Origin of the sequence: Gilliamella sp. Choc5-1 (genome assembly GCF_001690595.1) — a bacterium.
GTDB classification, from domain to species: domain Bacteria; phylum Pseudomonadota; class Gammaproteobacteria; order Enterobacterales; family Orbaceae; genus Gilliamella; species Gilliamella apicola_M.
Genome location: NZ_LZHH01000118.1, coordinates 1 through 15217, shown reverse-complemented (window position 1 = coordinate 15217; position 15217 = coordinate 1). Strand labels below are relative to the sequence as shown.

The following is a 15217-nucleotide window of genomic DNA, read 5'->3' as shown; positions in this document are numbered from 1 at the left end:
TTAATTTTATTGGTGTGTTGAACTTAGCTTTTTATTGGGTATATTTAAGTGATTGATGATTTTGCAGAGGATGGTTTACTTGCTAAGGTTATAGATGGATTTGTGGCAAGAGAGCCACAACGCAATATGGCAAGTAAAGTCTCTGAATCAATAAAAAAACAGCATGCTCTTGTGGTTGAAGCAGGAACAGGGACTGGCAAAACTTTTGCTTATTTAGTACCCGCACTGCGTAGTGATAAAAAAGTAATACTTTCAACTGGCTCTAAAAATTTACAGGAACAGTTATTCAGCAAAGACTTACCAATAATAAAAAAAGCATTAAATTATACAGGCAAAATAGCCCTACTTAAAGGTCGAGCTAATTATCTTTGTTTAGAAAGAATGTATCATCAATATGCAGCAGCAGGTGACCTTGATAAGGAGTTACGCGCTGATTTAGCGCGTGTTAAAAATTGGTCAATTAGAACCAAAGACGGGGATATTAGCAAATGCACAACTGTCACAGAAGATAATTCTATTTGGCCAATATTAACAAGCACAAATGATAATTGTTTAGGAAGTGATTGTGAACACTATAGTGATTGTTATGTTGTCAAAGCGCGCAAACGAGCTTTAAATGCAGATATTGTTGTGGTTAACCATCATTTGTTTTTAGCTGATGTTGTAGTAAAAGATACCGGTTTTGGTGAACTTATTCCTAAAGCAGATGTTATGATCTTTGATGAGGCTCATCAATTACCCGATCTTGCTTGCCACTATTTTGGAGAACAGCTAACTAGCCGTCAACTTTTTGATCTAGCAAAAGAAATTAATTTAGCTTATCGTACCGAAGTCAAAGATATGCCTCAGCTACAGCAATGTGTGGACAAACTACAAAAATGCACGCAAGACTTGCGAATTGTTATTAGTCAACAGCCACCAAAAGGTAACTTGCGGTTTTTATTTAACCAAGAAGCGGTTAAAAAAGAGATTTCTTATCTTGTCGATGCATTAGATTTTTGTCAAGAAGTTTTGTTATTAGCCGTTGGACGTTCGACAACGTTAGATAACTGTCTTGAACGCATTAAGCAATATACTATGCTTTTAAAGCGATTACAGCAAACCAATATAACAGGTTTTAGTTACTGGTATGAAAGTAGCTACAACTCCTTTATCTTTGCTTTGACACCGCTGTCTGTGGCTGATAAATTTACAGAATTACTTACTGAACGTAAAGGCAGTTGGATTTTTACGTCTGCAACGTTATCGGTTGATAATCAATTAGATTATTTTACTAAACGTTTAGGGCTAACTAATGCAGATTCGCTAATATTAGAAAGCCCATTTGATTATATTAATCAGACGATTTTGTGTGTTCCACGTTATATTCCATCACCAAACGAACAAGGTAACGCTGAAAAATTAGCCAATATTTTATTGCCCGTTATTGAAGCTAATAATGGACGTTGTTTCTTTTTGTGTACCTCATACGCAATGATGAATGCACTGGCTAAACAGTTTCGAGAATTAACCCAATTACCGGTACTCGTACAAGGCGAAACCAGTAAAGTTAAATTGCTTGAACAGTTTATTCATACTGGCAATGCGTTACTTATTGCTACCAGCAGCTTTTGGGAAGGGATTGATGTTAGAGGAGATACACTCTCATGTGTTATTATAGATAAATTGCCGTTTACCTCGCCTGATGATCCGTTAATTAAAGCTCGTATGGAAGATTGTCAAATGCAGGGCGGGGATGCATTTAATGATATACAATTGCCGGAAGCTGTTATCACCTTAAAACAAGGTGTAGGGCGATTAATTCGTCATCACAATGATCGTGGTGCAGTTATTATTTGCGATAATCGTTTAGTAATGCGACCTTATGGTGCAACATTTATTAATAGCTTACCGCCTTCACCAAGAACACGGGATATAAAAAAAGTTATAAACTTTTTAACAACGAAAAGCTAAATGACAATAGATAAAATATTTTGGAAAAAACATGAGTACTATTTTAGCCATTGATACCTCGACAGAAGCTTGTTCGGCAGCTTTACTCTACTGTAACGAAATCACTCACGATTTTATTGTATCGACTCGTGATCATACGAAACAAATATTACCGATGGTAGACAGACTTCTTAAACAATCAGACTGTTCACTTACGCAAGTGGATGCAATTGCTTTTGGACAAGGTCCAGGTAGTTTTACTGGGGTTAGAATTGGTATTGGCGTGGCTCAAGGTTTAGCATTAGGTATTGATAAACCCATGATAGGTGTATCAACATTAATGACTTTGGCACAAGGTGTTTACCGAACAACACAAGCAACAAATGTTATTGCCGCAATTGATGCTAGAATGAATGAAGTCTATTTAGGTCAATACCATTATGTTAACGAACAATGGCAAACGGTTATTGCTGAGTGTGTTATTGGGCCTGAAAAAGTAATAGAAACGGTAAAGCATATTAGTCAAAATGATTATTGTGCTGGTACGGGTTGGCAAACTTATCCTGATATGATTAATGGAGTAAAGCAAAGCGACATCTTATTACCCCATGCCCAAGATCTTATTGTTCTTGCTAAAAATAAATGGCAAAAGAATGAAATTGTGAATGTTGAATATGTTGAGCCAACTTATTTACGTAACGAAGTGACTTGGAAAAAGTTACCAGGTCGTTAATAATAAGTAAACATTAAAAAGCCACCAAATAGTGGCTTGAACTTAATACACTCGTTTACATTATTCTTTAAATAAACCTAAATGTTCTTTTGCATAAGCTTCAAAATCTGTACAACCGCCGATTGGTTTTTCATCAATAAAGATTTGAGGCACTGTTTCAACAGGTTTGCCAACGCTTTTAGAAAGATCTTCTTTAGTAATACCTTCAGCATTTATATCCACATAACGATAAGAAAAATCATCACGCTCTTGAGATAGTTTTTCGGCTAACTCTTTAGCACGAACACAATAAGGACAACCTTGACGTCCAAAAATTACAGTATACATTTGTCACCTCGAATAAGTTGTTTTTAATATGTCATTACTATACGTTACTTTTAATTAAAAAAAAGTTGTTAAATATAGTTAATTAAATAGATTATATCTATTGATGATACACTTTAAAAGCTAATCAGTCTTTATATATAAAAACTTGCAATTGGTTGCTTATTTTTTCACAATTTAGATTGACCATTCAAAACATCACACACCATAAAAGGCAACTTATCGATCCTTTTTTACCACAATAAAAGAGAATTTATTGGTATAAAAATTTCATAAAAATATTGATTTTATTGATATTTTCATAAAAAACAAAACTAACGCCTTATCACAGACAAGTGATAGAGCTCTGATATCAAAAAGAAAAATAACTGTCACCAATTTGGCTAAACGCTTTATGGTTGTCCGACTATTTAAAACATTCTAAACAAAACCCGATTGGAGTTTTTCCCTTTAAGCAGTAAGAATAAACGTTATAAAACGATTAGCTGAGTATTAATATCTGTTTAAACTTGAAAAGTCCATTGAAAATAAATTAAGGCGACAAGCTAAAGGCGATAACAAAACTTATCTAAGCGAAATGCGACAGGCGGATACCTAAAGTTTGCCGTTACTTAAAAATCAAACCAAGCAACAAACCAAAGAATATTTACCTGCTTATATATATTTGATTTTTATTGTTTTTATACATAAACGTAGTACACTCCTGAAACTTTTTAACAAAAACACTACTGTATTGATTTATTTAAATAAACTGTGTGATAACCGGTATATCAAGTAAAAATTACCTGCCCACAAATGAATGGGAAAGCCGAAAGAGTGATACGAACTTTAATGGAGATGTGGCATAATCAGCATATATTTAGCGATTCAAAAGATAGAAAACAAAAACTTAAACGCTTTATTAATTTTTATAATACCGTTAAACCACATAAAGCGATTTTTGGAAAAACGCCTTATGAGTTTTTAGAGTATTATTTTAACCATGAAGTGTAAACAACTCGGTGTTTTCCTACATATCATTAATTAAATAAATAGTTGGATATGAATGTGTTAAAAAGATTATTATTGATTACTTTATTACTACCTATCACTGCATTTGCTGCAAAAAAAGAGTGTGGGGTTAAACCTAGCTATGATATTACTATCAATAAAGAAAGCGTGCATATTTTTAATAAAAAAGATGATTTAACTATCATGCCAAATGGTAATGTGGTTTTAAATAACAGATCTATCTTACCCAATCCGTCATTACAAAAAAAACTGGTTTATTTTCAGCAAGATTTACGCCAACAATTACCACTGTTAGAGCAACAGTCGTTAAATTTATTGTTAGAAGTTAAAATGACTTTTGAGCAGGCAATAAAAAATCATATTAGCAATGATAGTGAACTAAAAAGTGAATTAAATAAATTATATAAACGTTTAGTCAAGTTGTTACATGCATCGATTATTACTGAAAATGGTAATACGCAATTCTCTTACCAGCATTTTAATAATATTAAAAAAGAGGGAGAAGATATTGGTCAACACATTCTTTATAATGTTGTGGGCGGAAGTATTTTGCATTTTGAATTTTTTAAAAATTTAGGAGCAGTCAAACAAATTGCTAAAAATGAATGGAAGGCTCAAAAATCTAAATTAAAAGCTTTTGAAGCTCATGTCTGTTCAGTTATTACAGATATTGATGTTCAATATAAACAAATATTGACTCAACTTAATCAATCAATTAATAACTAAATAGACATTAATAAAAACTTTTGCGAAAATGATGCCTTTACTATGATAGCTAAACGGAAGCTTATGCTTATGAGTGCACAAATAATTGATGGTAAGGCATTATCGCAACAAATTCGTAATGAAATTGCCAGCAAAGTCAACAAGCGTATTGAAAGTGGCTTATCTGTTCCAGGACTTGCTGTTATACAAGTAGGTTCAGACCCTGCATCAAAAATCTATGTCAAAAATAAGCAAAAAGCGTGCGACGATGTTGGTTTTGTTTCTTTTGCTTATGATTTCCCAACGGCTACTACCGATGAGTTGTTAGCATTAATTGATGAACTCAATCAACGTCCTGATGTGCATGGTATTTTAGTGCAACTTCCTTTGCCTGATAATATTGACAAAACCAAGGTTCTTGAACGTATTGATCCAAGTAAAGATGTTGATGGTTTTCATCCTTACAATATTGGGCACTTATTACAACGTGACCCTATATTGCGACCATGTACACCATATGGTGTAGTTAAAATGCTTGAGTCAACAGGTGTTAATCTATCAGGTTTAAATGCTACAGTGGTTGGAGCATCTAGTATTGTTGGTCGCCCTATGGCGTTAGAGCTATTATTATTAGGTTGCACAACCACTATTACTCATAGTCGCACCATTGATTTGGCCAAACATGTGAGTAATGCTGATATTGTTGTTGCAGGAGTCGGTATTGCTAACTATGTTAAAGGGGAATGGATTAAACCCGGAGCAATTGTTATTGATGTTGGTATTAACCGCTTACCTGACGGTAAACTTGTTGGTGATGTCGAGTTTGATGTTGCAGTTAATCGAGCGGGTTGGATAACTCCAGTTCCTGGTGGCGTTGGTCCTATGACAGTTGCTATGTTGATGAGTAACACGCTTGAAGCCTGTGAAAAGTTTAGCAAGTAACTAAAATTAATGTAGTTAAAATAAATATAGTCTTATCGTTTGGAATTCATCCATTTACGTTGTAAATTAAAGAAGAGAGTAAGGAACTTTTTATGATTATATTTCACACTAATTTAGGTGATATTAAAATCGAAACTTTTGATGACAAAGCGCCAGAAACAGTTAAAAATTTTATTGAATATTGCAAAGACGGTTTTTATAACAATACGATCTTTCATCGTGTTATTAATAATTTTATGATTCAAGGCGGTGGTTTTGAACCCGGTATGAAGCAGAAAAAAACCAAATCGCCTATTAAAAATGAAGCTGATAACGGTTTAAAGAATGATCGCGGTACTTTAGCCATGGCACGTACATCAGATCCTCATTCGGCAACTGCGCAATTTTTTATCAACGTGGTTGATAATGATTATCTCAACTTTCGCTCTGCGGACATTAATGGTTATGGCTATTGTGTTTTTGCACAAGTTATTGATGGGCTTGATGTGGTTGATAAGATAAAAGCTGTTAAAACAGGGCGCAGTGGTATGCATTCTGATGTTCCTGTTGAAGATGTTATTATTACGAGTGTCACGGTTGAATAATCCTGTTCGTTATTTTATCGCAGATATTCATCTAGCGGATAATGAGCCTGCTTCTGGTTATAGCGATATAACCACAGGCTTTTTGTCTTTTCTAAATACATTACCTGATAATTGTGAGCTTTATATTTTAGGCGATCTATTTGATTATTGGGTTGGTGATGATATAAAAACAGGCTTACATTACCAAGTTGCACAAGCGCTACAATCTTTATCAAAACGTAATATTAAAAAATATTTTGTTCATGGTAACCGTGATTTTTTATTAAGTAAAAAGTATGCTCAACAGTGTGATATGACCTTATTGCCAGAGGTTAATTGTTTACCTAATCAAGAAACAAATATTGTTTTTTTACATGGCGATTTACTGTGCACTGATGATCTTCAATATCAAAAATTCCGAAAAGTGATGCATAATAAATGGTTACAAAAACTATTTTTATTTTTACCGTTGTTTATTCGTCTTAAAATTGCCACTAAGTTAAGGAAAAAAAGTAGTCAGCATAATCAAATTAAATCTGAATCTATTATGGATGTAAATCAACAAGCGGTAGTTGATATGTTGATGGCGCATAATGCCGATATTATGATTCATGGCCATACACACAAACCAGCAACTTACCACTTCCAAATAAATGGCCGCCCAGTAACTCGCTTAGTTCTTGGCGCATGGCATGATGGGGTGACATATGTTAAACAAGCACAAAACAGCGCTATTTTTGAGCTTTACAACCACTCTTTTAAATAATCACTTTGCAAAACTTGGTCGGTTTTACCAAATTCAATAAGCTTTCCTTGCTCTAAAATGACAACATTATTGGCGATTTGTTTAACTTCATTAATATTATGCGTAACATAAATAATAGGTATATTTAATTCGTTAGCTAATTTATTAATATAGGTTAATAGTTCTTTCTTTCTTGGCATATCAAGCGCAGAAAGCGGTTCGTCCATCAATAGTAGTAAAGGATCTGTTAATAGTGCTCGACCAATTGCTACGCGATGTTTTTCACCACCTGATAGCATAGCTGGATAACGATTTAATAATGGGCGAATATTAAGCACATTTACGATTTCGTCAAATCTTGAGGTTTCAACCTTTTTAGCACCGTAAGTCAAATTTTTAATCACTGTATAATGGGGAAAGAGTAATGCATCTTGAAAAACGGTACCAATTTTGCGGTTTTCAGGCGCAACAAAAAGGCGCTTATCACAATCAACTAGTGTTATGTTATTTAGTTCAATATAACCTTGGTCTGGTTTAATTAATCCATTAATAAGGTTGATTAGTGTTGATTTACCCGATCCCGAAACACCTAAAATAGCGGTAATACCTTGGCAATCAATATTATGATTGAATTGGAACAAAAACGAAGCAAGCTGTTTGCTGACCTCTATCTTTAACATAATTTATTGTCCAACCAGTTTATTTTTATGCCAACGATTTAATAATTCAGATAAAAATAGTGCAATTAGCGACAGCATAATCGAAATAATACAAAGCCGTAATGCACCTTGTTCGCCATCGGGAATTTGTAACATTGTGTACATGGCAAGCGGCAAAGTACGGGTTTCGCCTTGAATATTTGATACAAACGTAATTGTGGCGCCAAATTCCCCTAAACAACGAGCAAAACCTAGCACCATTCCCATTAAAATACCCGGAAAGGCTAAGGGTAACGTGATTGTCATAAATACTCGCCATCGACAAGCACCAAGGGTTTTAGCCACATTTTCAAGGCGTATATCAATTGACTCAATAGCTAAACGAATTGAGCGTACCATAAGTGGAAAGGCAACCACAGCCGAAGCTAAAGCAGCACCTTGCCAATTAAAACTGAAACTAATATTAAAGTGGTTATTTAACCACCCACCAATTACACCATGTTTTCCCATGGTGATTAATAATAAATAGCCCAAAACTACTGGCGGTAAAACAAGAGGAAGATGCACAATACTATCAAATAGTGATTTTCCCCAAAATTGACAGCGTGCTAATACCCAAGCCGTTAAAATACCAATGGGTAAACTAAAACCAATTGCAGCAAAGGCGATTTTTAAACTAAGTAGCAAGGTTTGCCATTCAAATTCGTTTAATAACATAATTGTTTTAATAACATAGCCGTTTTAATAACATAGTTGTATTGTATTATTTCACCCGCGTAAACTACTTAATTATAAAACCATATTTTTCAAAAATAGCTTTTGCTTGTGGTGAATTTAAATATTGATAAAAACCGTTCGCTTTTACGTTTAATAACGTGATTGGGTATTCAATCGATTTGAATGTATTTGCAGGAAACGTTCCAACAATTTTGACTTTATCACTTACTTTGGCATCGGTACTGTAGACAATACCAAGTGCTGCTTCGTTACGTTCTACTAACATCAAGGCATCACGCACATTACTAGCAGCGGCAAATTGAGGTGATAATTTGGCAAATACGCCCAAGTTGGTGAGTGATTCTTTTGCATAAAGTCCAACAGGAACATGATCAGGATCGCCAATAGCAATTTTTTCACCTTTAGGTAAAATTGCTTGCCAATTGGTATTGCGATTAATTAAGACGCTATCTACTTGTGACTTTTTTGGCGCAATAAGAACCAATGCATTTTTCAATAAATCTTGTTTGTTTTTAACAAAATTATGTTCAATTAAGTAAGTCATCCATTTTTGATCGGCTGACATAAAAATATCTGCGGGAGCACCTTGTTCAATTTGTTTAGCTAATACTGATGAGGACGCAAATGAAAACACAATATCGGCATTTTTATGTTCCGTTTTATAACTTGTTGCGATATCTTGCATCGCATTTGTTAATGATGCGGCGGCAAATACTGTGATTTTTTCAACTGCCACTTTTTCAACTGCTGATGTTGAATATGTCATCGCCATTATGACGATAGAGATGATAATTCCAATAATTTTTTTCATTTTTTCCCTCACAAACAAAAGTCGTTATTAATTTAAGTCGTCAATGATATTTATTTGTTTTTAAACGTATATTTTTATTTTTCAGCCGATCGCTTAATTACCGTTATATAATATAATACATATCGATGTTAGCAAAATTTATTCACAAAGTACAATTAAACAGATGAGATAAAATGATCAATAAGATTTTTAACAAGTTTTGAAGAATACTAAAAAGCGTCTACAATGATTAATTGTGTTTGTTCTAATTGGCTAGCAGTTATTTGTGGTGTTAAATTATGTTTTCTCCTGAAATTTTATTAACGTTAAATATACATCAGCAGTTATTTACTGATCCAAGGCGCATTGCATTGTTAAAAGCAATTGAGCAAACAGGCTCATTAACTCAGGCTGCTAAGCAAGTGGGTATTAGCTATAAAACGGCATGGGATGCTACTAATGAAATTAACCAACTAGCACCGAAACCTTTTTTAATTACTGAAATTGGCGGTAAAAAAGGAGGAGGGACTAAGTTAAGTCATTACGCCATTAGATTTATACAACTTTATGAGTTATTAACTCAGTTACAGCAACATGCTTTTAATATTCTTAGGGATGATAAAGTACCATTAGACGATATATTAAAAGCAACAGCTAAATTATCATTGCAAACTAGTGCTCGTAATCAATTATATGGTAGTGTAAAACAAATAGAAACCAATGGTGTTGCAGGCTTTGTAACGGTTCAACTAGATGATAATCAAACGCAATTAAAGGTCTATATTACTCAACCAAGTGTGCAACGATTAAAATTAAGCCCAGATAAAACGGTTATTTTATTAATTAAAGCGCCATTGATTGAATTAAATGATACCTATGAAAATCGTTTATTGATGAAAGTTGAAAATATAACAACTGATGGTGATTGGAGTGACATTACCTTTTCATTACCTTCTGGAATTATGATTTATGCCAGCAGAGAAACGCGTGAAATTGAACAATACACATTAACCGAAGGTAAGCAAATTACACTTTCCATTGATCCGCAAAATATTATTATCGCTACTTTAGTTTAGTATTTTATTAAGACGAGGTATTCATGTTACAAATAGAAAATGCGGTTTATAAAATCAGTGATTATAAGGTTTTTAGTATTGAAAAACTAGAAGTCTATCGAGGTGGCAATTTAGCGTGCATTGGTCGCAATGGTAGTGGTAAATCTATGTTAGTTAAAGCATTATCTGGCGAGCTCACACTATTGTCAGGTAGGGTAGACAATCAATTTAAATCAACCGCTTATATTTCATTTGAGCAGTTACAGAAACTGATTGATGATGAGTGGAAGCGGAATAATACTGATATGCTAAGTGAAAGCGAAAATGATATAGGATTAACCACTGAGCAAATCATTCAAGAAAATAATTTTAACCAAGCATTTTGTCAACAATTAGCAAACCAATTTGGTATCGGCCATTTATTAACTAGGCGATTTAAATACCTTTCAACAGGCGAAACACGCAAAACATTAATCTGCCGAGTTTTGATGCAACAACCCGATTTGCTAATATTAGATGAACCCTTTGATGGCTTAGATGTTGCATCGCGTGAAAATTTAGCCGAAGTTCTTGCTGATCTTGCTAAGCAAGATATCACAGTTATTCTTGTTTTAAATCGTTTTAATGAAATTCCTTGCTTTATCAAAAATATTGGTATATTAGCGGATTGCCAACTATTGAAAATTGATACAAAAGACACAATATTGAATGATGTAACAGTCAAGCAATTGGTCAATTTGGAAAATATACCCAATACACCATTACCTGAAGCCGACGAACCACCAATTCAATTAACTGATGAATTAGATCGTATCATATTAAATAATGGTTATGTTCATTACGATGATAAACCCATTATTAATAGATTAACTTGGCAAGTCAAAGCCAAGCAAAATTGGCAAATTGTTGGGCCTAATGGTGCAGGTAAATCGACGTTATTAAGTTTAATAACAGGTGATCATCCGCAAGGGTATTGCAATGATCTTATTTTATTCGGTCGTAAACGAGGATCAGGTGAAACAATTTGGGATATTAAACGCCATATTGGTTATGTTAGTAGTAGTTTACATTTAGATTATCGCGTTAATGCGAGCGTTAAAACCGTGTTATTGTCTGGTTATTTTGATTCGATTGGTGTATATCAAGCCACCAGCGATAAACAAACTAAATTGGCTGATGAATGGTTAAAGTTGTTAGGTTTACAAGCACAAGCAGATAAAACTTTTCAATCACTTTCTTGGGGACAACAACGTTTAGTATTGATAGCTAGGGCTTTGGTTAAACATCCAACATTGCTTATTTTAGATGAACCATTGCAAGGGCTCGATCATCTTAATCGAGAATTAGTCAAACGCTGGATAGATCGTTTAATTAGTGAAGGACATACTCAGTTACTCTTTGTGTCTCATCATGCAGAAGATGCACCAAAATGCATCACTCATCGATTAACTTTCGTTCGTGGCTTTGATGAAAGCTATCAATACCAATTTGAACAGCTAAACAAATAAATTAATTAAACCTATTAAAAGAAGTTTAAAAATAGGAAAAACCATCCAAAATAAAAGTTTTTTTTGGGCAAAAATTGTCTTGATAATAGAAAAAAGCCTATAAAGGCTATACTTATGAAGTTATCCCCGTTGCCTGTGGATAACTCTGTTAATAGTTTATTGAAAAAAACGCTAACCTCAGTAACTATCAGGCTTTTTCTTGATTTGATTGCAAGTTAGCCGTTAAATGAATTTTTGTTTATTATCAATATGTTATTGTAAATCAAGCCATAGATAAATTGTTTTTTTTATAAATAAAAAAACAATTTGAACAAAAAATAGTAAATTTTAAAAGGTCAAGTCCTTTTGGGGATAATTTTTATTAATAGGTAAAATATTAGGTTGCGATGTAATGAAAAAATTTAAATTGTGTTCCGAATTCAAACCTGCAGGTGATCAGCCTGAAGCAATAAGAAAAATTAATCAAAATCTTCAAGACGGGATTGCACACCAAACATTATTGGGTGTAACAGGATCTGGTAAAACCTTTACCATGGCCAATGTTATTGCTACGCATAATCGCCCAACAATTATTTTAGCGCCCAACAAAACATTGGCCGCTCAGTTATATGGTGAAATGAAAGCCTTTTTCCCTGAAAATGCGGTTGAATACTTCGTATCTTATTACGATTACTATCAACCCGAATCTTATGTCCCTTCAACCGATACATTTATTGAAAAAGATGCATCAATCAATGAACATATAGAGCAGATGCGCCTTTCTGCCACTAAATCGCTATTAGAACGACGTGATGTTGTGATCGTAGCTTCGGTATCGGCAATTTATGGTTTAGGTGCGCCAGAAACCTATATGTCGATGATATTACACTTAACGAAAGGCACCATAACCGATCAGCGTTCAATCTTAACTCGATTAGCTGAATTGCAATACACTCGTAATGAAATAGGTTTTAGTCGTGGCACATTTCGCGTTAGAGGTGATGTGATTGATATCTTCCCAGCTGATTCAGATGAGATTGCAGTGCGTGTAGAGTTATTTGATGATGAAGTGGACCGAATCGTTATGTTTGATCCGCTCACCGGTAATAGCATAAATGAAGTATCACGGATAACTATTTATCCAAAAACACACTACGTCACTCCAAGAAATATAATGGAAAACGCTATTGCCCAAATAAAGCAGGAACTTAAAGAGCGTCAAAAAGTATTGTTAGACAACAATCGTTTGTTAGAAGAACAGCGCTTAACTCAACGAACACTATTTGATATCGAAATGATGACAGAGCTAGGTTACTGCTCAGGAATTGAAAACTATTCACGCTTTTTAGCGCAGCGAAATCCAGGCGATCCGCCAGCGACCTTATTTGATTATTTACCGGCTGATGGATTATTATTTATTGACGAGTCGCATGTGGCAATCCCGCAACTTGGCGCAATGTATAACGGTGATCGTTCACGCAAACTTAATCTTGTTGAATATGGCTTTCGTTTACCATCAGCACTAGACAATCGACCGTTAAAATTTGCTGAATTTGAAAACATTATGCCACAAACTATTTATGTGTCAGCAACACCAGCCAAATACGAAATTGAAAAATCAGGTGGTGAAATTATAGATCAAGTGGTTAGGCCAACAGGGCTATTAGATCCCATTATTGAAGTACGACCCGTTGCAACTCAGGTTGATGATTTGTTATCTGAAATCAAAATTCGCATTAATAATGATGAGCGTGTTTTAGTAACTACATTAACTAAACGTATGGCAGAAAACTTAACAGATTATTTGTCTGAACATAATGTCAATATCAAATATTTGCATTCAGATATTAATACGGTTGAACGAATGGAAATTATTCGAGATTTACGTTTAGGTAAAGTTGATGTACTAGTAGGGATTAACTTATTGCGAGAAGGCCTTGATATACCTGAAGTGTCGTTAGTTGCTATATTAGATGCTGATCGTGAAGGTTTTTTGCGTTCAGAAAGTGCACTTATTCAAACCGTCGGCCGTGCAGCTCGAAATGTGCATGGTAAAGCGATATTATATGCCGACAAAATTACGCCGGCTATGCAAAAAACGATTGATGAAACAGCTCGCCGTCGTCAAAAACAGGAAGATTTTAATACTGCACATGGTATTACACCAAAATCAGTACGTAAAGAAATTAAAGACGTATTAGAGGCAGGTTTAAGTACCAAAAAATCAACAGCCAAAGTACAAGCATTTGAACCAGGCAAACCTTATCAGTATGTTTCGGTTAAAGAGGTTCAGGCAAAAGTAAAAGAACTTGAAGCAATGATGTATGCAGCAGCTCAGAATCTTGAATTTGAAAAAGCTGGTATACTACGCGATGAAATAAAAAAATTGCGTGCTGATTTTATTAAAGTGTCTTAATTAACCATCTAACAAGGAAAATATGATGACAATAACACGAATTGATCCAGAAGAACGCTGGTCTGAAGCCGTAATTTATAATAACGTTATTTATTACACAAGTGTTCCTGCTAATCTTGAAAATGATGCTTATATTCAAACTAAAAGCGCTTTAGCCGAAATTGATAAAATATTAGCTAGAGCTAACAGCGATAAAGCACATATATTGGATGTAACACTATTTTTAGTTAATAAAAATGACTTTGCCGCAATGAATAAAGCATGGGACGAATGGGTAGTTAAAGGAAGCGCTCCTGTACGCTGCACTGTGCAAGCGGGATTAATGAAAAAGGAATATTTAATCGAAATTAAAATTGTGGCAGCAGTAAAAAATTAATGTTGCGATTACTGCCAATACTATTTGCTATTCGACTATATCAATTTAAGATCTTGTAAACAAATCGGTGTATTTACCTATTTTTGAGCTAAACCATAAGGCGTTTTCCCTGAAATCGCTTTATGCGGTTTAACGGTATTATAAAAGCTAATAAACTGCTTAGGCTTTAGTTGTCATTTTTTGCGTCACTAACTATTTGCTGATTATGCAACTTTCTATTAATGTACGCATCACTATTTTGGCTTTCCTATTCGTTTGTGGCAGGTGGTTTGGTAAATATTTCTTGATATGCCGGTTATTACACAGCTTATCTAAACAAATATTTTAACTAAAAAAATAAAGACAGTGCCATTTTTGTCAAAAACTTTCAGGAGTGCACTACGTTTATGTAAAAAATCCTAAAAAATCATGCATAAATAAACAAAGGTAACGTTATTATTATTGCTTTTCTAACCACCATTTCACCGCCAAAACAACGCGACTAAACTAACTTGAATTATTAATATTAAACAACACTATCGTTAAAAATGAGTTAAATTTTGCCCTAAAATGCGCTATGATTGGTGCTGTTTAACTTATTTAGATTATCAATCAAATAACGATATTTGGTAGCTAAGCGATATTAGATAACTATATTAGATAACTACATTCGATAGCTATATTTAATAACTAAAAGCAATAATATTAACCATTTAAATCATAACAACAAACCAAAGGTATTCCCTTTTGTTCTAATTAAAT

At 34.0% G+C, this 15217-nt stretch carries 15 protein-coding genes; 11 read left to right on the top strand and 4 right to left on the bottom strand.

Translation table 11 applies throughout. The annotated features are described in order from the left end of the window. The first annotated feature begins 48 nt into the window (after nt 1–48). Both A9G35_RS10870 and tsaB read left to right on the top strand, forming a co-directional pair. The gene (locus tag A9G35_RS10870; protein ID WP_065636880.1) at nt 49–1953 is read left to right on the top strand and encodes an ATP-dependent DNA helicase; all 1905 of its coding nucleotides are present in this window, start codon (nt 49–51) and stop codon (nt 1951–1953) included. 31 nt (nt 1954–1984) lie between these two features. Next, on the top strand, nt 1985–2665 hold the full coding sequence (gene tsaB, locus A9G35_RS10865; RefSeq protein ID WP_065636879.1) for a tRNA (adenosine(37)-N6)-threonylcarbamoyltransferase complex dimerization subunit type 1 TsaB: 681 nt from the start codon (nt 1985–1987) through the stop codon (nt 2663–2665). A 60-nt stretch (nt 2666–2725) separates the two neighbouring features. On the opposite strand, the gene A9G35_RS10860 is transcribed toward tsaB, so the two are convergent. Then, complete coding sequence (locus tag A9G35_RS10860) at nt 2726–2992, bottom strand: GrxA family glutaredoxin (RefSeq protein ID WP_034912061.1); 267 nt, start codon at nt 2990–2992, stop codon at nt 2726–2728. A gap of 792 nt (nt 2993–3784) precedes the next feature. Between A9G35_RS10860 and A9G35_RS14210 the strand changes: the two genes are divergently transcribed. The 5 genes from A9G35_RS14210 to A9G35_RS10835 all read left to right on the top strand — a co-directional run bounded on the left by A9G35_RS14210 (nt 3785) and on the right by A9G35_RS10835 (nt 6976). Continuing rightward, nucleotides 3785–3982: an integrase core domain-containing protein gene (locus A9G35_RS14210; protein WP_141673862.1), complete on the top strand. Its 198-nt coding sequence runs from the start codon at nt 3785–3787 to the stop codon at nt 3980–3982. Nucleotides 3983–4030: 48 nt separating this feature from the next. Continuing rightward, on the top strand, nt 4031–4726 hold the full coding sequence (locus A9G35_RS10850; protein WP_081300204.1) for a DUF2884 family protein: 696 nt from the start codon (nt 4031–4033) through the stop codon (nt 4724–4726). 69 nt (nt 4727–4795) lie between these two features. Continuing rightward, nucleotides 4796–5647, top strand: a complete 852-nt coding sequence (gene folD, locus A9G35_RS10845) for a bifunctional methylenetetrahydrofolate dehydrogenase/methenyltetrahydrofolate cyclohydrolase FolD (protein WP_065636952.1) — start codon at nt 4796–4798, stop codon at nt 5645–5647. Nucleotides 5648–5739: 92 nt separating this feature from the next. Beyond that, the gene (gene ppiB, locus A9G35_RS10840; protein ID WP_065636876.1) at nt 5740–6231 is read left to right on the top strand and encodes a peptidylprolyl isomerase B; all 492 of its coding nucleotides are present in this window, start codon (nt 5740–5742) and stop codon (nt 6229–6231) included. Next, on the top strand, nt 6224–6976 hold the full coding sequence (locus A9G35_RS10835; protein ID WP_218057267.1) for a UDP-2,3-diacylglucosamine diphosphatase: 753 nt from the start codon (nt 6224–6226) through the stop codon (nt 6974–6976). The genes ppiB and A9G35_RS10835 overlap by 8 nt, the downstream gene beginning before the upstream one ends. Here A9G35_RS10835 and modC read toward each other — a convergent pair. The 3 genes from modC to modA all read right to left on the bottom strand — a co-directional run bounded on the left by modC (nt 6955) and on the right by modA (nt 9163). Beyond that, nucleotides 6955–7635 (bottom strand): molybdenum ABC transporter ATP-binding protein, encoded by a 681-nt coding sequence (gene modC, locus A9G35_RS10830; RefSeq protein WP_065636874.1) that lies wholly within the window; start codon nt 7633–7635, stop codon nt 6955–6957. The two genes, A9G35_RS10835 and modC, sit on opposite strands and share 22 nt — an antisense overlap. A 3-nt stretch (nt 7636–7638) precedes the next feature. Next, complete coding sequence (gene modB / locus A9G35_RS10825; RefSeq protein ID WP_065636873.1) at nt 7639–8331, bottom strand: molybdate ABC transporter permease subunit; 693 nt, start codon at nt 8329–8331, stop codon at nt 7639–7641. 64 nt (nt 8332–8395) lie between these two features. After that, nucleotides 8396–9163: a molybdate ABC transporter substrate-binding protein gene (gene modA, locus A9G35_RS10820; protein WP_065636872.1), complete on the bottom strand. Its 768-nt coding sequence runs from the start codon at nt 9161–9163 to the stop codon at nt 8396–8398. 278 nt (nt 9164–9441) lie between these two features. Between modA and A9G35_RS10815 the strand changes: the two genes are divergently transcribed. From A9G35_RS10815 to A9G35_RS10800, 4 genes are all read left to right on the top strand, one after another. Next, the gene (locus tag A9G35_RS10815; protein WP_065636871.1) at nt 9442–10218 is read left to right on the top strand and encodes a TOBE domain-containing protein; all 777 of its coding nucleotides are present in this window, start codon (nt 9442–9444) and stop codon (nt 10216–10218) included. A gap of 23 nt (nt 10219–10241) precedes the next feature. Next, the gene (gene modF, locus A9G35_RS10810; protein WP_065636870.1) at nt 10242–11705 is read left to right on the top strand and encodes a molybdate ABC transporter ATP-binding protein ModF; all 1464 of its coding nucleotides are present in this window, start codon (nt 10242–10244) and stop codon (nt 11703–11705) included. Nucleotides 11706–12096: 391 nt separating this feature from the next. After that, nucleotides 12097–14100 (top strand): excinuclease ABC subunit UvrB, encoded by a 2004-nt coding sequence (gene uvrB, locus A9G35_RS10805; RefSeq protein ID WP_065636869.1) that lies wholly within the window; start codon nt 12097–12099, stop codon nt 14098–14100. A gap of 25 nt (nt 14101–14125) precedes the next feature. Continuing rightward, entirely contained in the window at nt 14126–14476 is a 351-nt protein-coding gene (locus A9G35_RS10800) for a RidA family protein (protein WP_065636868.1), read from the top strand. Nucleotides 14477–15217 lie beyond the last annotated feature (741 nt).